22 protein-coding genes and 2 pseudogenes are annotated in these 23835 nt (G+C 39.0%); 14 read left to right on the top strand and 10 right to left on the bottom strand.

The window, feature by feature from the left end:
* The 4 genes and pseudogenes from MKX49_RS12520 to MKX49_RS12505 form a co-directional block, all read left to right on the top strand.
* Complete coding sequence (locus MKX49_RS12520) at positions 1-1275, top strand: ABC transporter substrate-binding protein (RefSeq protein WP_340876624.1); 1275 nt, start codon at positions 1-3, stop codon at positions 1273-1275.
* A gap of 145 nt (positions 1276-1420) precedes the next feature.
* Positions 1421-2884, top strand: coding sequence for a glycoside hydrolase family 68 protein (locus MKX49_RS12515; protein WP_340876623.1), 1464 nt, complete (start codon positions 1421-1423; stop codon positions 2882-2884).
* Between the two features lie 135 nt (positions 2885-3019).
* Entirely contained in the window at positions 3020-4528 is a 1509-nt protein-coding gene (locus tag MKX49_RS12510) for a glycoside hydrolase family 32 protein (RefSeq protein WP_445670163.1), read from the top strand.
* Positions 4529-4957: 429 nt separating this feature from the next.
* Positions 4958-5224 (top strand): annotated as a pseudogene (locus MKX49_RS12505) (SPFH domain-containing protein); the annotation flags it as partial.
* A 144-nt stretch (positions 5225-5368) separates the two neighbouring features.
* Here the strand turns inward: MKX49_RS12505 and MKX49_RS12500 are convergent.
* The 3 genes from MKX49_RS12500 to MKX49_RS12490 form a co-directional block, all read right to left on the bottom strand.
* A protein-coding gene (locus tag MKX49_RS12500; RefSeq protein ID WP_340876385.1) for an IS3 family transposase occupies positions 5369-6717 on the bottom strand; the annotation gives its coding sequence in 2 pieces (ribosomal slippage) (positions 5369-6258 and positions 6258-6717; 1350 coding nt in all).
* A gap of 365 nt (positions 6718-7082) precedes the next feature.
* Entirely contained in the window at positions 7083-7355 is a 273-nt protein-coding gene (locus tag MKX49_RS12495; RefSeq protein WP_034307327.1) for a hypothetical protein, read from the bottom strand.
* A 198-nt stretch (positions 7356-7553) separates the two neighbouring features.
* The gene (locus MKX49_RS12490) at positions 7554-9173 is read right to left on the bottom strand and encodes an ABC-F family ATP-binding cassette domain-containing protein (protein ID WP_340876622.1); all 1620 of its coding nucleotides are present in this window, start codon (positions 9171-9173) and stop codon (positions 7554-7556) included.
* Positions 9174-9518: 345 nt separating this feature from the next.
* On the opposite strand from MKX49_RS12490, the gene MKX49_RS12485 reads away from it, so the two are divergent.
* Positions 9519-9920 (top strand): RDD family protein, encoded by a 402-nt coding sequence (locus tag MKX49_RS12485; RefSeq protein WP_063593777.1) that lies wholly within the window; start codon positions 9519-9521, stop codon positions 9918-9920.
* 211 nt (positions 9921-10131) lie between these two features.
* Here MKX49_RS12485 and MKX49_RS12480 read toward each other — a convergent pair.
* Both MKX49_RS12480 and MKX49_RS12475 read right to left on the bottom strand, forming a co-directional pair.
* A pseudogene (locus MKX49_RS12480) lies at positions 10132-10660 on the bottom strand (transposase); the annotation flags it as partial.
* Between the two features lie 310 nt (positions 10661-10970).
* Positions 10971-11210, bottom strand: coding sequence for a hypothetical protein (locus MKX49_RS12475; RefSeq protein ID WP_048683463.1), 240 nt, complete (start codon positions 11208-11210; stop codon positions 10971-10973).
* A gap of 344 nt (positions 11211-11554) precedes the next feature.
* On the opposite strand from MKX49_RS12475, the gene MKX49_RS12470 reads away from it, so the two are divergent.
* Positions 11555-13813, top strand: coding sequence for a HelD family protein (locus MKX49_RS12470; RefSeq protein WP_340876621.1), 2259 nt, complete (start codon positions 11555-11557; stop codon positions 13811-13813).
* 41 nt (positions 13814-13854) lie between these two features.
* On the opposite strand, the gene MKX49_RS12465 is transcribed toward MKX49_RS12470, so the two are convergent.
* Positions 13855-14376 carry a GNAT family N-acetyltransferase gene (locus MKX49_RS12465; RefSeq protein WP_340876620.1) on the bottom strand — a complete coding sequence of 174 codons (522 nt, stop codon included), beginning with the start codon at positions 14374-14376 and terminating at the stop codon, positions 13855-13857.
* Between the two features lie 141 nt (positions 14377-14517).
* On the opposite strand from MKX49_RS12465, the gene MKX49_RS12460 reads away from it, so the two are divergent.
* Positions 14518-14709 (top strand): hypothetical protein, encoded by a 192-nt coding sequence (locus MKX49_RS12460; protein WP_034307314.1) that lies wholly within the window; start codon positions 14518-14520, stop codon positions 14707-14709.
* Positions 14710-14787: 78 nt separating this feature from the next.
* Complete coding sequence (locus tag MKX49_RS12455; protein ID WP_340876619.1) at positions 14788-15201, top strand: hypothetical protein; 414 nt, start codon at positions 14788-14790, stop codon at positions 15199-15201.
* A gap of 93 nt (positions 15202-15294) precedes the next feature.
* Here the strand turns inward: MKX49_RS12455 and MKX49_RS12450 are convergent, their stop codons facing one another.
* Positions 15295-16485 (bottom strand): alanyl-tRNA editing protein, encoded by a 1191-nt coding sequence (locus MKX49_RS12450; RefSeq protein WP_340876618.1) that lies wholly within the window; start codon positions 16483-16485, stop codon positions 15295-15297.
* A 135-nt stretch (positions 16486-16620) separates the two neighbouring features.
* On the opposite strand from MKX49_RS12450, the gene MKX49_RS12445 reads away from it, so the two are divergent.
* The 3 genes from MKX49_RS12445 to MKX49_RS12435 all read left to right on the top strand — a co-directional run bounded on the left by MKX49_RS12445 (position 16621) and on the right by MKX49_RS12435 (position 18134).
* Positions 16621-16980: a response regulator gene (locus MKX49_RS12445; RefSeq protein WP_340876617.1), complete on the top strand. Its 360-nt coding sequence runs from the start codon at positions 16621-16623 to the stop codon at positions 16978-16980.
* 22 nt (positions 16981-17002) lie between these two features.
* Positions 17003-17140, top strand: coding sequence for a hypothetical protein (locus MKX49_RS12440; RefSeq protein WP_340876616.1), 138 nt, complete (start codon positions 17003-17005; stop codon positions 17138-17140).
* Positions 17141-17261: 121 nt separating this feature from the next.
* Positions 17262-18134 carry a CvfB family protein gene (locus MKX49_RS12435; RefSeq protein ID WP_048683447.1) on the top strand — a complete coding sequence of 291 codons (873 nt, stop codon included), beginning with the start codon at positions 17262-17264 and terminating at the stop codon, positions 18132-18134.
* Between the two features lie 45 nt (positions 18135-18179).
* Here the strand turns inward: MKX49_RS12435 and cotJC are convergent, their stop codons facing one another.
* The 3 genes from cotJC to MKX49_RS12420 are packed head-to-tail and all read right to left on the bottom strand — an operon-like array spanning position 18180 to position 19263.
* Positions 18180-18749, bottom strand: a complete 570-nt coding sequence (cotJC, locus tag MKX49_RS12430; protein ID WP_048679126.1) for a spore coat protein CotJC — start codon at positions 18747-18749, stop codon at positions 18180-18182.
* 13 nt (positions 18750-18762) lie between these two features.
* A complete protein-coding gene (locus tag MKX49_RS12425) occupies positions 18763-19029 on the bottom strand; it encodes a spore coat protein CotJB (RefSeq protein ID WP_034307303.1) in 267 nt (88 codons plus the stop codon).
* Entirely contained in the window at positions 19030-19263 is a 234-nt protein-coding gene (locus MKX49_RS12420; RefSeq protein WP_048679115.1) for a spore coat associated protein CotJA, read from the bottom strand.
* Between the two features lie 257 nt (positions 19264-19520).
* Between MKX49_RS12420 and MKX49_RS12415 the strand changes: the two genes are divergently transcribed.
* From MKX49_RS12415 to MKX49_RS12405, 3 genes are all read left to right on the top strand, one after another.
* The gene (locus MKX49_RS12415) at positions 19521-20354 is read left to right on the top strand and encodes a 3D domain-containing protein (protein WP_072273075.1); all 834 of its coding nucleotides are present in this window, start codon (positions 19521-19523) and stop codon (positions 20352-20354) included.
* 378 nt (positions 20355-20732) lie between these two features.
* Positions 20733-22859 carry a DNA helicase RecQ gene (gene recQ, locus MKX49_RS12410; protein ID WP_340878534.1) on the top strand — a complete coding sequence of 709 codons (2127 nt, stop codon included), beginning with the start codon at positions 20733-20735 and terminating at the stop codon, positions 22857-22859.
* 124 nt (positions 22860-22983) lie between these two features.
* Positions 22984-23190 (top strand): cold-inducible protein YdjO-related protein, encoded by a 207-nt coding sequence (locus tag MKX49_RS12405; RefSeq protein ID WP_034307297.1) that lies wholly within the window; start codon positions 22984-22986, stop codon positions 23188-23190.
* The last annotated feature ends 645 nt before the right edge of the window (positions 23191-23835 follow it).

Below are 23835 nucleotides of genomic sequence, written 5' to 3'. Positions count from 1 at the left end.
ATGAAAAACAGGTTTTTATCCCTTTTGTTAATTGGAGCCGTCAGCCTGCCTCTTTCTGCATGTCAGGACGTAGCCCCACCAGAAAAAACGGAAAAGACAGAGCGGAAAATCACGCTGGATTTAAGGAATCCGAAAGTGGAAATCTCCACTCAATTTGAAGAAATGACGCGTGCTTATGAACGGGAAAACCCTCACGTCAATATCAGGGTACATACAGTTGGAGGCGCAATGGATGACCTCGCCGACCTAAAAGCCGAAATGGCGACCGGCACTGGTCCGGATATCTTTACAAACAGCGGCTATGAAAATGCCAAGCTGTGGCGGAACTATCTGGAGGATCTCTCAGGGGAGCCCTGGATTAATCAAGCATACAAAGAAGCCCTGACGCCGGTCACATTGGATGGGAAAATTTACGGAATGCCGGTTAACCTTGAAGGGTATGGCTTTATCTATAATAAGGATCTATTTAAACAAGCCGGCATTACTGAACAGCCCGCCACTCTTTCTGAACTGACAGCAGCTGCCGAAAAGCTACAGAATGCAGGCATTACTCCCTTTGCAACAGGCTACTATGAAGACTGGAAATTGGGCGACCATCTAATGAATGTTGCTTTTGCCCAGCAAAAGGATACTGATGCTTTTATAAGAAATTTAAATAACGGAACGGAAAAAATCAGTACCAATCAAACATTTAAGGATCTCCTTGCCCTGCTGGATCTCACCATAAAGTACGGAAACGATAATCCACTGTCAACGGACTATACAATGGAAGTGAATCTGTTTACCTCCGAAAAAGCAGCCATCATTCAGCAAGGCAACTGGATTCAGCCGATGATCGATCAAGCTTCGCCTGACATGAACATCGGTTTTATGCCGATTCCTATTAATGACCGACCTTTAAAGGAAGCCCTTGTCGTCAGCGTTCCAAATTATTGGGCCGTAAATAAACAGTCCATTCCTGAAAAGAAAAAAGAAGCCAAGAAATTTTTAAATTGGATGGTGTTGTCAGAACAAGGAAAACGGTTCATGACGGAAGAATTCAAATTCATTCCTGCGTTTAAGAACATTAAAACTGATGATATAGGGCCGCTCGCAGAAGAAACCCTTCGAAATTACAAAGATGGGAACACCGTCCCATCTAACTGGTTTCACTTCCCTGTTGAAATTAGAGAAGAATTCGGAGCCGCGACTCAGCTCTATGTCGGGAAACAGCTGAACCGCAATCAGCTGCTCAATGAATATCAGAAGTCCTGGGAGAGGTTTTCGAAGGAATAGCCTCTTGCCGGGGCTTTTTTTGCCTTCCACAATTACGATATCAATATACGACTAAATTCCAATCAATATGTGGCATACCCCTCATTTCAGGAATCGCCTATAATTCTATTGTACTAGCAAACACATAAAACGAGGAGGAAGATTTATGAACTTTAGCAGGCTTGCCAAACAGGCAACAGCAGGAATACTTAGTACTGGCATTCTATTAAGCGGTACTGTTACCCAATCATTTGCAGCTCCAAAGGATCCGGCAGATTACAAAGAAACGTACGATACTTCACAAATCACTCGATCAGCTATGAAAGATATGATTAATCAGCACGGTGATACTAGATATGCCGTTCCTAGGTTTGACGAATCCACAATTAAAAACATCCCTTCTGCCAAAAAAGTAACGGAATCAGGCGAAACCATTGATTTAGATGTGTGGGATACATGGCCATTGCAAAACGCTGATGGAACTGTTGCAGAGTACAAAGGATATCATATCGTTTTTGGATTAGCAGGCGATCCTAAAAACGCGAGTGATACGTTCATCTACATATTCTACAAAAAAGTGGGCGACAACTCCCTTGATGCTTGGAAGAATGCTGGAAGAGTATTTGATGACAATGATAAAAACGTTCCAAATGATCCTTACCTAAAAGAGCAAGCCGAAGAGTGGTCAGGTTCTGCAACCTTCACTGAGGACGGGGAAGTTCGCTTATTCTATACAAACCGTGAACCGTATAAACCTGAGTCAGGGAATTATGGGAAACAAACCTTGACAACCGCTCAAGTAAACCTTTCAGAGCCAAATTCTGAAACATTAAAAGTGGATGGTGTTGAAGATTACAAATCCATCTATGAAGGCAAAGACAGCAAGTACTACCAAACTGTAGATAAATTTGTAGAGGACGGAAATTCCGCTGATAATCATACCTTCAGAGACCCTCACTATGTAGAAGACAACGGCCGCAAATACCTTGTGTTTGAAGCAAATACGGGTACAGAATATGGCTACCAAGGCGAAGAATCGCTATACAATAGAGCTTATTATGGCAACAGCAATAAATTCTTCCAGGGTGAGAAAAACAAACTTATACAAAGCCCTAAAAAAGAGTTAGCTGAACTCGCAAACGGTGCAATTGGAATTATTGAAGTAAACGACGATTATACATTGAAAAAAGAAATGAAGCCATTGATTGTTTCCAATACGGTCACAGATGAAATCGAACGTCCAAACATCTTTAAAAAGGACGGCAAGTGGTATTTATTCACAAGTTCAAGAGGATCAAAAATGACCATTGATGGAATCGATAATCAAGATATTTACATGTTAGGCTACACGTCAAATTCCTTAACTGGCCCATATAAACCATTAAATAAAACGGGCATCGTCCTGCATCAGGATCTAGATCCATATGACATCACTTGGAACTATGCACACTATGCGATCCCGCAGGCTGGCAGTGATAATGTTGTAGTGACTAGCTACATGACAAACAGAGGTTATTTTGAAGACAATAAATCTACCTTTGCCCCAAGCTTCCAGCTTAACATTAAAGGGAAACAAACATCGGTAGTAAAAGACAGTATTCTTGAACAAGGCCAGATTACGGTTAAGTAGTTACCAGTGAAAAGAAAAAGAAAATGTCAGGAAAACTTGGCATTTTCTTTTTTCTATTTTAAAAGAGAAAAGTGGTGAGTTTAAGTGAACAAAAAGAAATATAAGATGGTTGCATTATTCGTTCTTGGATTAGGGATGGTTATTAGCACAGGAATTTTGATTCATTCATTTTATAAAACAAAAGAAGCTACTCCGCCAAATAAGGTAGAAAAGCACTCATACCGGGCTGCCTATCATTTTACTTCTCCTGATCATTGGAAAAACGATCCACAGAAGCCCCTTTACCATGAAGGAAATTATCATTATTTTTACCTCTATAATGGAGATTACCCGGATGGCAATGGTACAGAATGGCGACATGCCACCTCTAAAGATTTAATTCACTGGAAGGATGAAGGAATTGCCATTCCAAAATATACGGATCAAAATGGGGATCCATGGACAGGGTCAGTCGTTGTAGACAAGGAAAATACAGCTGGGTTTGGAAAAGAGGCTTTTGTGGCGATCGTAACACAACCCTCTAAGGATGGCCAGAAACAAGAACAATTTCTATGGTACAGTACGGACAAAGGAAATACGTTTACCTCTTACAGGGACGAGCCTATTATGAAAAATCCAGGAACGAAGGATTTTAGAGATCCAAAAATCATCTGGGATAACACGAATCAAAAATGGGTCATGACCATGGCCGAAGGATCGAAAATAGGTTTTTATGAGTCTTATAACCTGAAAGATTGGCGCTATACGAGCAGTTTTTCCACTAAGAACATTGGAGTTTTAGAGTGCCCTGACCTTTACCAGATCCGTGCTGATGACGGGACAGTAAAGTGGGTGCTGGGCGTTAGTGCAAACGGAAAAGCAGCAGGGAAACCCAACACCTATGCATACTGGACAGGAACGTTTAATGGAACGGAATTTCTTCTAGATAACAATGAACCGCAATGGCTAGACTACGGTTTCGATTGGTATGGCGGAGTAACGTTTGAAGATGGCAAGGCAAGTGACAAATTAGACAAACGCTATGCCCTCGCTTGGATGAATAACTGGGCCTACGCCAATAATACGCCGACATTAAAAGAAGGGTTTAACGGAATGGATTCGATCGTCCGTCAAATTGAACTAAAGCGTGAAGGCGAGAACAAGTATTATCTTTCTTCACAGCCTTCAGAAGCATTAAAAGAATTGTCAAGCTCAACGAATTCTTTTGATAAAATCGAAGTGGATGGCTCGGAAACACTTGATGTTAAAGGAGATACCTATCAAATAGAGGCAGATCTCTCATGGTCGGATTTTAAGAATGCAGGATTTAGGCTCAGGGAGTCAGAAGATCAAAAACGCCACGTTGACGTAGGCATTTCTGCAGAAGGAAATTACTCTTATGTCAATCGGGTATTCACAGATCAACCTGACGAAACGAATCAGTTGGTTGAAAGTACTGCACCATTTGATGTCAGTAAGAAGAAGGTTCATTTAAAGATTCTCGTCGATAAAACCAGTATTGAAGTTTTTGTGGATGATGGAAAGGTTGCTTATTCAAACTTAATATTCCCTCATGCTGAAGATAAAGGAATTACTCTCTTCTCCGAGGGCGGCAAAGCAATCTTTAAGAATATGAAGGTTACACATTTTGATCCGATTAATTGAACCTCATCTTGGCAGATACCTTTCATATGAATACACATACATTCTTTTATAAGAAATGACTCTTCAAATATGAACATTTACTAAAGGGGCACCACCAACTTTTCGCCCAAAACATACGTTAAGCAAATTTCGACATAGAAAAAGCTCGATTTCTATAAGCTAAGACTGTCTTATATGTACTGAAACTTATCTTTGTCATATTAACTGAACATAGATAAATGTATGAGTTATTGAACATCAACAGATGAGGAAAATCCTCATAAATCCTTCAGCTAAAATGTGTTAAGAAACTTAGGTTTTCAGAACAGAACCTTAGTTCTTAACACCTTACGGGAAATGATACAATTTTAGGTTTTATTTCTCTCAGAAACACTTGGGTTTAATGGATATGCCATATACCATATATAAATTCTTTAATTCTCACATAAGACAGTCGAGGAAATTCATAAAAACCATGGAAAGTTTTCCTGGTAAAGTAAAGAGGGGAGCCTCGCAGGACTTAGCTAAAATGGGACTCATTATCGTATCGTTCACCATTAAAGACGTTCAGGATAAAAATGGATATCATTAGTCGCTTGTAAAGCCAAGGGTTACGCAGGTGAAGAGGGAGGCCGATATAGCTCCGTCGATGCAGAGAAAAAATCGCGAATCAAGCGAGCCGAAGCGAACATGAATATGGCAGCAAGCAAGGAAGAATAACAGGGGGAAATTTAAGGGGCACTTACCTCAATATGTAGACAAAGTGTGTTCGGAAATCGACATCCAAATTATATAGGCAAAAAACTGTAGGTCCAATCATATAGACAAGGTGATCTGACCCAATAAAGTTAGACATATAATTTAAGCAGCTTCTAAGACCTGAGTTCGGTATTCTATCGGACTCAGGTCTTTTAATTTTACCTTCATTCGTTTGTGGTTATAGTAATGAATATAATCATCTAATTCCTTTTCAAAGTGCTCCATACTTTCAAACTCTTGGAGATAAAGCAATTCAGACTTTAACAAGCCAAAAAAGTTTTCCATGACTGCGTTATCTAAACAATTTCCCTTACGGGACATGCTTTGTATAATGCGGGAATCTTTTAAGGTTTTTTGATACTTCTTCATTTGATAATGCCACCCTTGATCCGAATGGAGGATGACCGTATCTTCTGGTTTTAGGTGTTTAATCGCCTCATCTAACATATCTCCAACAAGTTTATAAACAGGCCGTTTCATCACTTTGTAGGCAATAATTTCACCATTACATAAATCAAGGATAGGGGATAAGTAACGTTTCTCCCCAAATAAATGAAATTCCGTTACGTCTGTTACCCATTTTTGATTCATTTTCTCGGCTTGAAAATCACGTTGTAAAATATGGGGGGCAATTCGACCAACACGCCCCTTATATGAACGATACTTTTTCATACGGACTAAACATTTTACGCCCATTTCATTCATGAGGCGGTTGATGGTCTTTGGATTGTGAGAAAACCCATATTTTTTTAACTCTTTTGTGATACGACGATAACCGTAACGTCCTTTATGTTCATGATAGATAGACTGAATAGTGGCTTTTACCTTCGAATACTTATCTTCTCGATTCAAGCGTTTTTCCCAATAATAGTACGTGCTACGTGGAATATCAGCGACTTTAATTAAGGCCACAACCTCATAAATGGACTTTAGTTCATAAATTACTTGCGCTTTGATTTTGGTTGTAATTTTTCCTGCATTTGAACTAAAGTATTTAACTTTTTTAAATACGCATTCTCCATTTCCAGTTGTTTAATTCGTTCTTCAAGCTCTTTAACCGAACCTTCAATTTGTTTGGATGGATTGATATCTTTTTTCATGGATGGTCTCCCCTTTTTCTTAGAAATTAGGGCATCTAATCCATAGGCATTAACATTTATTCTCCACGTCCGAATTAGCGCTGGAGATGAAATATTAAACCTTGCGGCTGCGTCGTAAGAAGATATACCCGTTTCATTCATATAATTAAGTACATCCATTTTAAACTCCGTAGAATAACTTGTATAGGATTTCTTAAATCCATCGGCTCCTTGAATTTGGTATAAACGAACCCATCCTTGAATCATTTGATACGAAACTTCAAATATTTTCTGAAGATCCATATAGCTGTGCTTTCCTTCAAGGTAAAGTCGTACAATGAATATTTTCTGTTCGGCAGAAAAATTAGCCATAAAAAACACCCCGTAAATGTTAGTTTGGTGTCTAACATTTACGGGGCAGTTCAAGGGAGCTACAGTTTGTAGACTACTATCTAAAAGTTCAACCAAAGTTGATTGGATAGAAAGGTGCGAGACTCCTGCGGGAAAAACGCGACCAGGGGAGACCCGCAGGCGCAAAGGCCGCCGAGGAGGCTTCCCGGACCGCCCGCGGAAAGCGAGTGCCTGGAGCGGAAATCAACATCTAAATCGTACAACCATAAAAAAACTATAGGCAAACTCAATTTTCATCAAGTTTGCCTATAGTCTCAGGTAAGGCACGATTATACTATTACCTTTTTTTGAATAGTTTTGGCAGTTTATCTGGTCTTTTATACTACTTAACAAATATGTTCGTCATACTCGGTTTTCAAGTAATTCATCATCCTTTGTTTTTGGTGGGAATAATGAAAGCAATTAAAGTAATAGGAAAAGTCGTCAAAAAAGAGAGGGTTTTTATCATCGAAGCCATAAGAATTTAAAAAATCCGAGATTACTTTTTCTTGTTCCACTACATCGAACAATCCGGATATATAAAAATGATAACTGAATTTATCATATAAAAAAAGGTATCCTGTATCATCAAAAATATTTTTCACTGTATGACCATCCAATTCTAACTCACTCCTTCCTTACCAATATACCTTTTTATCCATGAAATTATTCAGTGCTCATCTTTCAGGGAATATTATTATATTTATGGCAGCGTGTTTTTTATGCCTTCAATACATTAAAGGTATGAAATAAATGCAGGCAGAAAGAATAGGGAACGAAAAAAGCACATCCAATAAGGATATGCTTTCATAAAAGTATTATTTGTACATTTCAGCGACTTGTTTTTGCAATTCGCCATTTTCAAGGTACTCATCATAACTCATTTGCTTATCGACTGTACCTTTTGGAGTAAGTTCAATGATCCGGTTCGCAATAGTTTGGATGAACTGATGATCATGAGAAGAGAAGATCATAGATCCTTTAAAGCTGATTAAACCGTTGTTTAATGCCGTAATCGACTCTAAGTCCAGATGGTTGGTAGGTTCATCAAGCATCAGGACGTTCGAACCGCTTAACATCATTTTGGAAAGCATACAGCGAACTTTTTCGCCCCCTGAAAGTACACTTGCCTTTTTCGTGACTTCATCGCCTGAGAATAACATCCTGCCCAAGAAACCGCGCAGGAAGCTTTCGCTCTGGTCATTAGGAGAATATTGACGGAGCCAATCGACAAGATTTAAATCGACACCTTCAAAGAATTCAGCATTATCCTTAGGGAAGTATGCCTGAGAGGTCGTAACGCCCCATTTGAATGAGCCGCCATCCGGTTCGATTTCACCTGCCAAGATTTTGAACATTGTTGTTTTAGCAATCTCATCTTTACCGACAAATGCAATTTTGTCGCCTTTATTCATCGTGAAGCTGACATTATCCAATATCTTTACGTCATCGATCGTTTTCGAGATTCCATCTACACGAAGCAGGTCGTTCCCGATTTCACGTTCAGGAGTAAAGCCGACATATGGATAGCGGCGTGAAGAAGGCTCGATGTCATCCAAGCTGATTTTATCCAATAATTTCTTACGGGATGTCGCCTGGCTCGATTTGGATGCATTGGCACTGAAACGCGCGATGAAATTTTGAAGCTCTTTGATTTTTTCTTCTTTTTTCTTATTGGCATCTTGAGTCAGTTTAAGGGCAAGCTGGCTTGATTCATACCAGAAGTCATAGTTACCGATATAAACTTTGATTTTACCGAAATCAAGATCCGCGATATGTGTACAAACTTTGTTAAGGAAGTAACGGTCATGGGAAACTACGATAACAGTGTTTTCAAAGTTGATTAGGAATTCTTCCAGCCATTTGATCGCTTTTAAGTCCAAGTGGTTGGTAGGCTCATCCAGTAAAAGAACATCCGGTTTACCGAATAGTGCCTGGGCAAGCAATACTTTAACTTTGTCGCCACCGTTCAATTCAGCCATTTTCTTCGTATGCAGGTCTTCTGTAATCCCAAGGCCTTTTAAGAGGATTGAAGCTTCGGGTTCAGCTTCCCATCCGTTTAATTCGGCAAATTCCCCTTCAAGCTCGGCCGCTTTCATTCCGTCTTCGTCGGTGAAGTTTTCCTTCATATAGATGGCATCTTTTTCCTGCATGACTTCATATAATCTTTCGTGTCCCATAATGACAACTTTAAGGACTTCTTCCTCTTCATAAGCGAAGTGATCCTGCTTTAGAACGGCAAGGCGTTCGCCTGGCCCCATATGGACATCACCGGATTGTGCTTCAATTTCACCGGAAAGGATTTTTAAGAAAGTGGATTTACCGGCACCATTCGCACCAATCAGGCCATAGCAGTTACCGGGAGTGAATTTTATATTAACATCTTCAAACAGTTTACGATCGCCATAACGTAAACCAACATTATTTACTGTAATCATTTATTTACATTCCTCCAAAATACATTTGTTTCAACGTGTCCAACACTTTGTTTCATTAGTTTTACGCTGATTCATTCAAACGGCAGTTTACAATCTTATATGTTTTAAACTGTGCATCATTTAAATTGTATCTTATTTCTTAGGAAAATTAAAGGCAGATTAGCAAAAACAAACGTTTATAAGCAAAAATTACACAAGGATTTAATTTTGTTTATAAAATTGTCACCTATAAATGTAAGTACTATTTTTTTATTGAATACTATTATAGGTGTAAAGACCCATTACGCAACAACTTTATAATTGGTAATATAGGTAACTGTAACTAATACAACGGGAGGAACATATATGAGTGATTCAGTAGGTTTTTGGAAACGTCTTTTCGCAGGAGTTTTGGACGGCATAATAGTATCAACACCATTAGCGATAATTTTCGGGGTGATTACCGGTGATTGGGAAAATGAAAATTTTTCAACTCTTTTTAACTTTCTCTACATGGTGATTGTCCCGATACTATGGTATGGCTATACAGTTGGCAAAAGGATTATGGGAATACGCATAGTAAGGATGGACGGCAAAAAATTAGGGATAGGCACTATGCTATTGAGGTATTTAGTTGCTGCTTTGGTATATGCCATTACATTAGGGATAGGGTTTATTGTCAGTGCATTCATGGTTGGCATTAGGAAAGACCATAGATCGATACATGATTTCATAGCGGGTACATACGTGACATCAAATAAACCATGAATAATGGATAAGCAGCTTAATAGCTGCTTTTTTTATGCGAAATTACAGATTTAAACCGATGAGATCTATAATATGGAGGAAATTTTGCTGAATACTTTATTGTTTGGTATTTAGGTATAAATATTACATTGGAAACCACGACAGAATATCTTTAGCAGTAATACAGTGGCAGTTAGGAAGCTAAAAAGCACTTAACCTTAATGGTCAAGTGCTTACGATCTTGATTTATTTCATTTTGAAGAAGACGCCCTTGATATGCTCGTGTTTCTTTGCTTACAATTTTCTTTTCAAATTCTCGCTTATTCGCATTGACTTTCACATGTGTGGAATCGACGAATATGTGTTCAGCACTTATTAACTTTCTATCAGCGGCTGTTATTAAGATGCGATAGAAAATCTGTTCAAACAGGTCTGTATCTTTAAAGCGTCACTCATAATTTTACCCTAACGTGGAGGAGGTACTTTATCATGAAAAGCGTAGCCTAAGAACCAACGGTAAGTCATATCTGTTTCCGCTTCTTGAATTGTTTTACGCATGGAACGAATACCGAAAGTATATTGAATGAATGTCAGTTTAACTAAAATAACAGGATCAATACTTGGGAGTCCTACCTCTGAATACATATCTTCACCAAGTCATAAATGAAAGTGAAGTCAATGGCAGCCTCCATTTTACGAACCAAATGGTTCGGTGGCACCAGTTGATCTAAAGTAATCAGTTCAAGTTGATCTCGCTGAATAGAATCATGAAAGCATCCTGATCACCTCAGGTTCTAATACTTCTATTTTAAAACAAAAATGACTTTAGGCAAAAGTTGTTCTATCTAAAAGGTAAGACAAAGTTGATTGGAACGGAAGGTACGAGACTCCTGCGGGAAAAGCGCGTCTAGGGGAGACCCCGCAGGCGAAAGCAGAGGAGGCTCCCCGACCGCCCGCGGAAAGCGAGTGCCCTACGTTCCAATCAACGTCCAAATTGTACAAGCAAAAAAAATGTAGACAAACTCGAATTTCATCGAGTTTGTCTACAGTCTGGGCACTTAACCTTAATGGTCAAGTGCTTTTGTTATTCAAAACTTCTTTATTTTGATTGATGATGATTTTATTTCTTAAAATCATTTCTTTATTATTAAGTCCAACATTGAGTTCTTTGGTATTATTCACTTTTTCCAGCAGTGAAATTACGGATATTTCCAGTAATTCAGAAATAGGCATTTGTGTTTTGGATGATAAAATTTCAAGTTCATGGATTAATTTAGGGGATAGCATTGGTTGTTTTTGATTTATTTCCATGACAGGACCCGCTTTCTTAAAAAAGTTATGTAATTGTCATTTAAGTATATAATGTCGGTTTCCGATAAAACATTAAATTAGCGTTATTTATGTTAAGAGTTGATGACAATTACGGAAGAAAGGCATAACCATGAATGTCTCAGCATAAGTCAAGATAACACCTAACCAATCTGGAATATATCGCATATTCTTCGAATTATATGAAATATCAGGGAAGGTATATTACAAGTATATAATTCTATGTCTCCAAATTTGTCAACCATTGGCTTTTCTGATAGTATAAATGTCCATTTCGTCTTAGCATCGGCATTTTAATAAGTTTGATCAATATACAAGGAAGGGGAGTGATTTCATTGGGTAATCACCCTGATTTTGAAAAGGAACGACAGCGGCTGGATTTTACAAAACGTTATATCGATGTAGTCATCAAAACATCAGAAACAAGCAAAGATCAATTTCAGCGGAATATGCAAGAAGCTTTTGGCGATGCCGATTGGTCTGAATCAGCCTTATATTCACAGCTGCTGACGACGGCCAACTTTTTTGAGATGTCCAAAACCGAACTTGAAAGTTTACGTAAAGCAAGTAAAAAACCTTACTTTGCAAGAGTGGATTTTGAAAGGAATGATGGGGAGAGAGGCGAAGTCCTTTATTTCGGAAAAGCATCTCTTTATCAGAGGGAAAGCCAGGAACAGATCATCGTTGATTGGCGTTCACCGATTGCAAATCTGTATTATGAGGGACGGATTGGTGAAATAGAATATGAAGCGGAAGGGGAGACATTTAGCGGGAATATCACTTTAAAAAGACAGCTAATGATAGAAGAAGGTGTCTTGGAGGAGATAAGGGACATTGATTTGACAACAACGGATGAATTGTTGCAGGAATCCCTTTCCAAGAGTTCCAGCAATCGATTGACGGATATCATCACCACGATCCAGGAAGAACAGAATAAAATCATTCGGGCAGATTTGAATAAACCTATCATTGTCCAGGGCGCAGCGGGCAGCGGTAAAACCACAATCGCTTTACATAGGATCTCTTATTTCATTTACCACTATAAAGACTTGTTCGATCCGCGACAATTAATGATTCTTGCTCCGAGCCGGGTATTCATTGATTACATATCTGAAGCTTTACCTGAATTGGGTGTCGAAAAGGTAAAACAATTCACGTTTTCCGAATATGTTCAGGCAGCGATAGGAAAGCAAGTGAAGCTTATAGCGGATGATAAATTAACGCGATTGCTGGAAAAGGATGATGAAGAAATTAATTCAGCCGTCTGGATATCAGGTCTGAAGGGATCCCCTGCCTTTAAATATATATTGGACGAATATATAAAGGACATTTTCAGTGGGTTTCATCCGGACGCTGATTTTTATTGTGATAAATATCGCCTCTATTCCGCTAAGAAGTTCATTAGATTATTGGAAGAGGATTATTGGTATTTACCGTTATATAGCCGGCTGGACAAACTGAAGGCCATTTTACAAAATGAAGTGAAATTAAAAAAGAAAACAATGCTTGAACGCGTTGTTGATCTTTATGATGCCAAAATCGAGAAGGCGCTCTATAAGAATATCGATCCAGTCATACGCAAGGAATTTGTTACAAAATGCCTCGATAAAAAAGAGGAAAGGATAGGACAGATCCAAAAGGCAATCCGTACTTCTGTAAAAGCGTATTTTAAGCAATTCAAAAGTAAAGATCTCCTGGAGTACTATAAGGAATTATACCAAGATCCGGAGCGTCTCGCCTCATACAGCAACGGTAAGCTTACTGTTGAAGATGCCAGGGTTTTATGTGTGTACAATCATAAATTATTTTCTGCTAATAGTTATGAGCTGGAGGACTTGGGAGCATTATTATATCTTCAGGAGCGGCTTTTCGGTGTCGATAAAGAAAACAAAGCAAAAAATGTCGTCATTGATGAGGCACAGGATTATAGCTTCATGCAGTTACAGGCCCTAAAGACGGCAGTGGATACCGATATGTTCACACTAGTAGGCGATCTTGCACAAGGCATACATTCATACCGCGGACTTCAAACATGGGATGAGGTTCACAGTCGTATTTTCCCTCGGGCGACGTATACTGAATTACAAAAAAGCTACAGAACAACTGTTGAAATTATGAAACAAGCTAATGAAATACTTCAGTTGTTAACATACGATTTCCCGGAAGTTGAACCCGTGGTCCGGCATGGCAAGGATCCAGAATTCATTTACATTGAAAAGGAAGGTTGGGAAGAAGAACTGATTGAACTGATCGCAACCCTTAAAGGTGAAGGTTTTAAAACGTTTGCCGTTATTGCCAAAACGATGAAAGATTGCAAGCTGGCAAACGAGAAACTAAGTGAATTCCATCAAGGCTTTCATTTAATAGATGAAGCGGGAAACATCCCTAAAGATAAAACATTGATTGTTCCTTCCTATCAAGCCAAAGGTCTCGAATTCGATGTTGTATTTGCAATATCCCTCGAAGAAGCGTATTGCCACGAAAATGAACTTGATATCAAATTGCTGTACGTAACAATGACAAGGCCATTGCACAGGCTATATTTTTTAGGTAAAGAGAAAAATGCTTTCCTTATTGAGACATGAAAGGGGTAGGGTGGAATGCCTCCACCCTCCTCGTGAAATGCTCACAGATGCAAAAGGATATCCTGAATATCTTCCCATCCAAAACCGACTTCGATAAGCTCGATGCCTGCCATTTTAACGGTTTTTTCAGCTATCACTTGACCTTCAAGTGCTTTGTAAAAACCGCATGATGGATTATCCTTTAATGCCCAGATTATTAAATTCTTATGTTCCATTTTTATAAGCTCATGTATGACCGCTTTTATCATTTTTCGGCCAAGTCCCTGTTTTTGATATTCTTTTAAAAAATAAATGGCATATACTTCACCTTGAAAATGCGGATCATTCGTTTGTTCTGGTCCTCCGGCAGCGAAACCGATGATTTCCCCATTGGCGTTTTCCGCAACAAAGGTAGCATTATGCAGCATCTTTAAATTCCTTAGCCAGTTTTTCTTTTTGGCCTCCAGATTCATGGAAGACAAATATTGATCCGGAAGGATTCCTTTATAAGTTGTTTTCCAGCTGTTTATATGTACAATTGCTATTCCATCTACATCTTCTTCTATGGCTTTCCTTATCTTCATAAAAAACACCTTCAGATTTTCATATTTCCCCCTAGAATATCATGGAAAAAGTGAATAAGCATTTTATTTATGTTTATAACTGCTTGAGAAAGGATAAGAAATAAAAGAGTGATCAACCAGATGAAGGGAAGGATGAGAAAGATGAAATTGAAAGTTGGTTTTTATTTTCCGGGCGGCAAAGAACTAGAGCATGAGGTTGAAGGCGATGATTCAACTCAAATGATTTCAAATATTCAAAAGCACCGTTATTATAATTTAGTTAAAGGCGATTGCCATTATGTCGTAGATACGGAAAAAGCAGCATATTTTTCTGTAACAGAAATATTGGATTGAGAATGAACCGCATTGGACTTTTATTCCATTGCGGTTTATTCTTTTTGTTGTAAGGAAACCGGAAAAGGAGTATCGTCAATGAAAATCAATTTTACCAAGAAACAGTATGAAACATTATTCAAAATGGTTCAGTACGGATATTGGGTTGCTTCCGATACTGAAGATAATAAAGAATTCAGTGAAATGGAACAGTATATCAATTCCTTTGCGAAAGATTTCGGCATGGGAGGAGTACAGTTTATAAAGGATTACGAAATGTATGATCTGAGCAGGGAATTGGAGGATCAACTTCATACAGTCATAAATGAGTATGAAGATGGAGTGTTCAGGGATAAGCTTGCCTACCATTTGGCTAGGAAAGAGTTCGCCGAGGAGTCGGAAAACCATGAATGCAATCAGGAGGAAGCGTTTAAACGTATCATGGAGCTCGAGGAAAAATATCATCTTCATATTGAAGAACACGGGTTAGGGAAATTGAAAATAGAAGAATAAAAATAGAGAGGACGTAATCTGTCCTCTCTTTTCTAATTTTGAGAAGTAATGATTCCTATGATCATCACGTATGCCATCCATTACGGATCGGTTTTATGCACGAGGATTTTGACCTAATTTTTCAACTGAGTATTGATAAAATGCAATTAAGTCATTTTGTGACGCAAAGCCTGCTTGTGCAGTTCGTTCGTTCCCTCCGCCTTTTCCATTATAGGAGCCCAGTTCCGCTTTAAAATATTGTCCGCAATGAAAAGGGCTGTCCCCGCTGTCCGAGAGGATGACCTTTTGCTCCTTACGTGATGCTAATAATACGGTAACCTTTTCTTTTTTTACAATCGTACCTGCAAGGTAAAGCAGTTCTTTCATTGAGCTATCTTCGAAAATATGAGAGATGAATCCCCCTCCATTTTCTGCAAGCAGGGAGTCAGCAAGAAAATTTGCATTTTCAAGTTTTAAGTTTTCATTTGCCGATAGCAGCTGCTTATAGTCATTTTCAAGTTTCTCCACCCTATTCAGGATTTCTGTACGTCCGGTATTGAATTTAGTCGATAATGCAGAAAGAATTCCTAGACTTTCGGAATAATCATTCAATGCCCTGAAGCCGCACTTAAAGTAGAGCCGGGTAAGCTCCTTCTGCTTCTCCGCTTTGAAAATTTTTATTAACCCAATCTCACCGGTACGCCCTACATGAGTTCCACCGCAAGGGTTATATTCAATTCCTTCTATCTCAACAATACGGATATTTTCAGACACTTTAGGCATTTTGACGACAGGAAGTGTCTGTAGTTGCTCGTTTGTCACGTAATAGATAAGTATTTCGCGATTCTCGATGATATATTGATTAACTAGCTTTTCAGCAGCAGCCGTATGTACCTCAGTCCATTGAAATCCTGCCATTATATCGATCGTTAAATATTCCTTTCCAAGGTGAAAGCTGACCGTATTAGAGTCAAACAGTTCCCTGCAGACAGCAGAGAGTAGATGCTGGCCGCTATGCTGTTGCATATGATCGAAGCGGCGGGACCAATCAAGTTCACAGTGAACGATCTCTGAATCTGGCCGTCTCTCCAACTTATGAAGAATCTTTCCATCATTGTCTTTTATAACGTCAAGAACGGTGATTCCTTCTATTTTACCCGTATCTGCAGGCTGACCGCCGCCTTCGGGATAAAAAGCGGTTTCTTCAAGAGTGATATAGTAAAAGCCATTTTCTACAATGGTTTCCCGAATTTCGGTATCCCATTGGGAAGTCTTGGTGGACGTGTAATACAATTTTTTTGTCATGAATGATTTCTTTTTCCTTTCAGTTGATCATTAAATTATATCACCGAAATACTAGAGTTTAAAATCGCGGGTTTTAGAAGATTAGTCAGGGAAAAAAAGCAAAACTTTATGACAAATCACGGCGGAGATGTTACGGTGGTTTCCAATTATGGACATGGAAGTACCTTTACCATATCCTTACCTAGAGTTACTCTAAAAGAAGTGGGGCTTAACAATGAAGGACAGTCAAGAAAACTGACCCATGAAATTATGGTCATTGAAGATGATATTAACTTAGCGGAACTGCTAAAATATGAATTGATGGACAGTGGTTTCCACGTCAGCTATTTCAAAAGTGGTAGAAAGGCTTTTCAAAAGCTAAAATCCTCACCTCCGGATGCCATTGTGCTGGATATCCTTCTTGAAGAGGGGGAGATGGACGGCTGGGCGATCCTGAGGGAATTAAAAGGATCCGTTGATTTGAATGAGTCCCGTTTTTGTTTCGACTGCACTTGACGAAAGGGAGAAGGGGATTTCCTTGGGAGCTAAGGATTATTTAGTTAAACCTTATAAACCGAGCCAATTATCCAAAGTGATCATGCATACCTTGTTAAGTAACGGTAAACAAGGGCAGATACTAATCCGGCAGGCATTTCATGGAGAAAACAAGGGTTAAAAAATAAAAAACCGTAATAGGTATACAGAACATCAAAAAAATGATAAATTCAAATATGTTGGAAAAATAAATAATTGGGTACAATTGTAGGTAAAGGTAAGTTACAGGAGGATTTTTATTCATGCAAAAAATTCAGGCCGGCATGGCTGTAGAGTTAGAAGTGGAACGTAAGGCTGATTTCGGATGGTTTTTAACGGATGGTTCAGAAGATGTCTTACTTCATCATAATGAAATGAATGAAGGAACGGAACTTGAGATTGGCGATGAAGTAACTGTGTTCATCTACCATGACAAACAAGCAAGGCTAACAGCGACAATGAAGATACCCGAAATTCAGATTGATCAGTATGGCTGGGCGGAAGTTGTCAATGTGAAAAGGAAACTTGGTGTTTTTGTTGACATCGGTCTTTCGAAAGATATTCTTGTTTCCCTGGACGACCTTCCGAATATAGATCGATTATGGCCTGAGGTTGGTGATCGTCTATATGTATCCCTGAAGACAGATCGTCATGATCGCCTGTTTGGTAAACTTGCAACCGAAGATGTCATTCAGGAGATTGCAGTAACAGCTCCATTAAAAGGGATTCGCAACACCAGTATTAAGGGAAATGTCTATCGTTTGCTTATGGTTGGATCATTCTTTATTTCAGAAGAAGGGTACCGCTGTTTCATTCACGAAAGCGAACGCAAGGAGGAGCCCCGTCTTGGTGAATTAGTTGAAGGGCGCGTCATTGATAGTAAAGAAGATGGAACGCTTAACGTTTCTTTAATCCCCTTTAAACAAGATTTAATGGGGGAAGATGCTGATGTCATTTTCACTTATTTAATGAATCGCGGCGGTGCAATGCCTTATGGTGACAAAACACCACCTGATGATATCAAGTTTCACTTCGGTTTGAGCAAGGGAGCGTTCAAGCGTGCTCTCGGCAAACTGATGAAAGAAGAAAAGATTTACCAGGAAGATGGATGGACATATTCTTCAGACCGTAAATGAAAAAGGCAGCGGATTTTATCCGCTGCTTTTTTATTGTGAATTTCATTAAAAGAACTTCTTTTTACCTTTTTCTTCTTTTAAAATCTCCACAGCTTCCCTGAACCTCATCGAATGGACAATTTCCCTCTCGCGTAAAAACCTGAGTGAATCATTGATATCAGGATCATCCGAGATGTCAATTAACCACTGGTAGGTTGCTCTGGCCTTCTCTTCAGCAGCGATATCTTCATATAAATCTGCAATTGGATCTCCTTTTGCTTGGATATAAGTGGCGGTCCATGGATTCCCTGCTGCGTCATGATAATAAAGGGCACTATCATGATTGACATAATGATCCCCTAGCCCGGCTGCTGCCATCTGCTGAGGTGTGGCATCTTTTGTAAGCTTATAGATCATCGTGGCGATCATTTCGAGATGGGCAAATTCTTCCGTTCCGATATCCGTAAGCAGGCCAATGACTTTATCCGGAATTGTATATCGTTGATTTAAGTAACGGAGTGCTGCAGCCAACTCACCATCAGCACCACCGTATTGTTCTATTAAATATTTAGCCAATCGAGGATTGCAGTCTCTTACTTTAACTGGATATTGCAGCTTCTTTTCATAAACCCACATAGCTCATCTCTCCTTATACCTGCCATGGCCAAGGGCCTTGGCCCCATTCCCATTTATTTTCACCGCCTGGACTGTTTCCAAATCCCAATAATGGACCATATTTAGGCTCAAAAACCGATTTCAGTTGTTGGGAGTATTCATGAAATTGATTGAATTGCTGTAAAGCCTGCTGGTCGTTAGGATGTGTATCCAAATAAAGAGTCAACTCGACAAGTACGAAATCGGCAGCCTGGATTTGTTCAAGCAACTGATAATATTCATCATCCAGTTTCTTATTCATTTACGTCTCCCTTTCCCGATATGGATTATCATAAAAATCATAAAAGAATTTCCAAAGTGTACCGTATTTCAAAGCTTCTTCCGGTGTGAACTGCTCCATATTGGGCGGTTGAAAATTAATATACAAATTAGGAGGTGTCCTGTAATACTTTCTCCCAATAGGCGGACACGGATCGAATTTACTATGGAAAGGTTTATATGACTTAACTAGGGTAAAAGTCTTTTCGCGAGTCACAAAAAATACCTCCTTTGTAAAGATATAGCCTTTAATTTTTATGCCTCGGTAATGCATAATATGACTGCTCTGGCCTGGAATGGGAGTTATATGGAAAATGATGTTTTTTCAGAATATTATAAAATCTTGTTATAGTCCCGTTATCTTACTGTGATGTTTGTCATCTATTCTTTATCTGTTTGTTCTTTGTATAGAAAAAAACTATGTTAAGATTTAACTCATAGCTTATAAAGCAGCTCACAAGGAGGTAACAACATATGAAAAAATCAATCTTATCGTTAGCGGCAGCGGCTGCTATATCCGGTGCATTCACAATTCCGGTACAAGCAGAAGATGTCAAAGTGAAAGATGGAGACACATTATGGGGGATATCTCAAACATATAAAGTATCAGTAGAAGATATTAAGTCTTGGAACGATTTGTCTTCAGACGCGATTTATGCCGGAGAAACCATACATATTTCTCAAGAAGAGCATTATAAAGTAAAGTCAGGGGACACATTATCGGGAATTGCACACAAATATGATGTAGGGGTAAATGATATTAAATCTTGGAACGGTTTAAGTTCAGATACAATCCATCCTGGTCAAGAAATTGTCATTAAACCGGCAGCTAACAAAGTCGAAGCTGCAAGTGTAGGGCCTGCACAGAAATCAGAGCAAGCTGCACAAGCAGAGCAATCCGAACCAGCAGAACAATCTAAGCCAGCAGAACAAACAAAGCCGGTTGAACAATCGGAACCAGTTGAACAATCGGAACCAGCAGATTCAAACAATGAATCCCAAGATCAAGCAGAATCTGGAAAAGAGATTACTGTTAGTGCAACCGCCTATACGGCTGATTGTCAAGGCTGCAGCGGAACAACAGCAACAGGAGTGGACTTGAAAGCTAATCCTGATGCAAAGGTGATTGCTGTGGACCCATCAGTCATTCCGCTAGGATCAAAGGTTTATGTTGAAGGTTATGGCTACGCAACGGCAGCCGATACAGGCAGTGCCATCAAAGGGAATAGAGTGGACATATTTGTTCCAAACGAACAGGATGCCGTGAATTGGGGCGTTAAAGACGTTAAAGTGCAAATCCTGAATTAATTTAACCATGCAAAACATGTTTATATATTGAAAAAGCAGACACAGTTATATTGTGTCTGCTTTCAGTTTGTAGACAAAAGGATTCTATCTAAAAGTTAAAACAAAGTTGATTGGAGCGGGTGTGCGAGATTCCTGCGGGAAAAGCGTGTCCAGGGGAGACCCCGCAGGCGCAAAGCCGCCGAGGGCGGTCCGCCCAAGGAAAACGGAGTGCCTGGAGAGGAAAATCAACGTCCAAATTGTACATATCCTAAAAAAATGAAGACACAAACATAATGTGTCTGTTTTTTTAGTCCTTTTGGTTCACGGGAAAAGCAGGTACAATGAAAGAAATAGATCCTTATAAATCCTTGCAAGAGAAAAAGGAGGAGTAATAAATTGATGGAAAAAGCACGTGATTATTTACAAGAATACTTTGGTTATGAGTCATTCCGAAAAGGTCAGGAACAGATTATCGAACAGGTTTTAGGAGGAATAAACACAGCGGGAATCATGCCTACTGGCGGAGGTAAATCAATATGTTACCAAATTCCAGCCCTTCTGTTACCAGGTGTAACACTCGTAATATCCCCACTTATTTCCTTGATGAAAGACCAAGTAGATGCCCTCGAACAAAATGGAATTGATGCCACGTTTCTTAATAGCTCCATTTCTGGGTTAGAATCATCCAATAGAATGAATGATATTAAGCACGGTAGATATAAGCTGGTTTATGTGGCACCTGAACGTTTGGAAAATCCTGCGTTTCAACAGGATCTATTTAATGTGGAAATTTCTTTGGTTGCCATTGATGAGGCTCACTGTATATCTCAATGGGGTCATGACTTCAGGCCAAGCTACTTAAAAATCAACACCTTATTGAAAAACATGCCATCTGCTCCGACTGTACTGGCATTAACGGCAACTGCCACACCGCATGTGACCGATGATATATGTCAGTCGCTCGGAATATCTGTACAGCATACAGTTTCCACGGGATTTTCTAGAGATAACCTGTTCTTTTCCGTTGTGAAAGAAGAAAATCGCGGACGGTTTTTAATGCGCTATTTGGAGAAAAACAAAAATGAATCGGGTATCATATATGCAGCCACCAGGAAAGAAGTCGATTCCTTGTATGCCAAGCTTATTAAAGCCGGATTCAAAACAGGTAGATATCATGCTGGCATGAATGAAAAAGAACGGTCGGAACAGCAGGATCAATTCATTCGTGATGACGTTCCTTTGATGGTAGCGACATCTGCCTTCGGGATGGGAATCGATAAGTCGAATGTTAGATACGTCATCCATTACCAAACTCCAAAGAACATGGAGAGTTATTATCAGGAAGCGGGCCGTGCAGGGAGGGATGGTTTGGATAGTGAATGTATCCTCTTATATTCCCCTCAGGATATGCAGATACAGCGTTTCTTGATTGATCAATCAAATCCCTCTCAGGAGTGGCAATCCCAGGAATTGAAGAAATTGAACAGAATGAAGGATTATTGTTTTACCGAAGGGTGTTTGCAAGCATTCATTCTGCGATACTTTGGAGAAGAAAACCCTGAAGATTGCGGTCATTGCGAAAATTGTACAGATAAACGTGACTCAGTTGATGTAACTACACAGGCACAAATGGTCCTTTCATGCATGTTGCGAATGGGTGAGCGATTCGGTAAAACGATGATTTCCCAAGTGCTTACGGGATCACGCAATAAGAAAATTGAAGAGTTCGGATTCCAGAAGCTTTCAACCTATGGTATCATCAATGATCAAACTGCGAAGGATGTTGGTGATTTCATTGATTTCCTGACAGCAAAACAGTACATAGAAATGACAGGCGGCCAGTTTCCAGTACTCAAGGTTACCAATGCAGGCAGGGAAGTGCTATTGGGACAGAAAAAAGTCCTGCGTAAGGAAATAAAAAAAGTAAGCAGCATCAGCGCAGATCATGGATTATTCGAAGAGCTAAGACAGTTAAGAAAAGAATTGGCAAGCAAGGAAAATGTACCTCCATTCATTATTTTTTCCGATGCATCTTTGAAAGATATGGCCCTCAAACTGCCGAGCACTGAAGAGGAATTCCTGGAAGTCAAAGGGGTAGGCATACAGAAATTCGAACGCTTCGGAAATCTATTCTTACAAGGTATTTCCAAGTATGTACAGGCACATCCTGAATTAGATACGAATACTATGATTACAAAGGAAACGGTAAAGCGATCGACTAAACCATCTCACTTAGAGAGCTTTCGCTTATATCAGGAAGGCAAATCAATCAAGGAAATAGGGGCATTGAGAGGGCTGTCTTCCATTTCAATTGAAAATCATTTATTAAAGTGTGCAGAAGAAAACTTGGATATTAAATGGGATGAGATTTTCTTGGATAAAGAGTTCGATCTTGTTTTGGAAACTGCGAAACAATTGGATTCAGAAAAATTGAAACCACTTAAAGAAGCTCTGCCCGAACATATTTCCTACTTTATGATCAAAGCGATCTTGGTTAAAGCAGGGCTGGAAAACAAAAGGTGTTAAGGTTTTTTGGATAATTTCTTCATTGAATAAATAAGAATTTGGTTTAATGCGTATACTAGGAATGATAAAAAGGTGAAATTTCGCTCCTTTAATCAGAGTCTTTATAAAAAAGAGGAGGTTGCTCATGTATTTTGGTAAAAAGAATTCAGAGGAACCAGAAATAGTTATGGAAGATACGATAGTATATGCATGCGGATCAGCGGATTGCAATGGTTGGATGAGAAAAGATTTTGCCTCGGAAAACTATGATTGCCCAATGTGTGGAAGTCAATTGGTTGAAGAAATCAGGGAGCTCCCAAAAATTGAAAATGAGTATAATGCGTTTAAATAAAAGAGGTGAATCATAGCCTCTTTATTTTTATTTTGAGAAGAAAGATGGCGGAGTGTTTTTATCTTGGATTAATGCTTTACATATAAAGATATGTATGATATTATTAAATTTCAGTGTTATGAAAAGAATGCACTGGAGGGTAATTTAAAGTAACATTTTTATTAATAAAATAATTTTTCATCATTTTCATGATGAAGTAGAAACAAGTTAAACATATTTAGAAAAAAGAAATACATGTTATCACCAAGTATTTTCCTCGATCCATTTCTGTTCTTCATTAACTTACTTCTATGTACCATTTGTCTTTTGGAATTTAATCTACCCAATTGGAATTACGGACGGTTTTAATTAATAAACATGTACTTACAAGCTTTTATCTGATTCTCGCAGGCACGGTCTAGGAACCGTATGGATGGGAGAGAGGCAGGGCTTTCATTGTTTTAGGTTTTGGCATTAAAAATTACTCTCGTGCTCGCTTCGATTTGAAATGTTCAACGAACGAGCAGGAAGAACCATATGGAATGGATTCTTAAACAGGCACAGTCTCGATTATCTGAAGGGTAAGTCCGGGACTGTGTTTCATTTTGGGGAATACTTTCTTTTTTAGAATCTTTCCTCAAATATATAAAGGATATATATGATATA

It is taken from the genome of Peribacillus sp. FSL M8-0224, assembly GCF_038003055.1.
Classification (GTDB): domain Bacteria; phylum Bacillota; class Bacilli; order Bacillales; family DSM-1321; genus Peribacillus; species Peribacillus frigoritolerans.
Note: the sequence above shows the minus strand (reverse complement) of the source record. Positions and strands in the feature narration are given on the sequence as shown.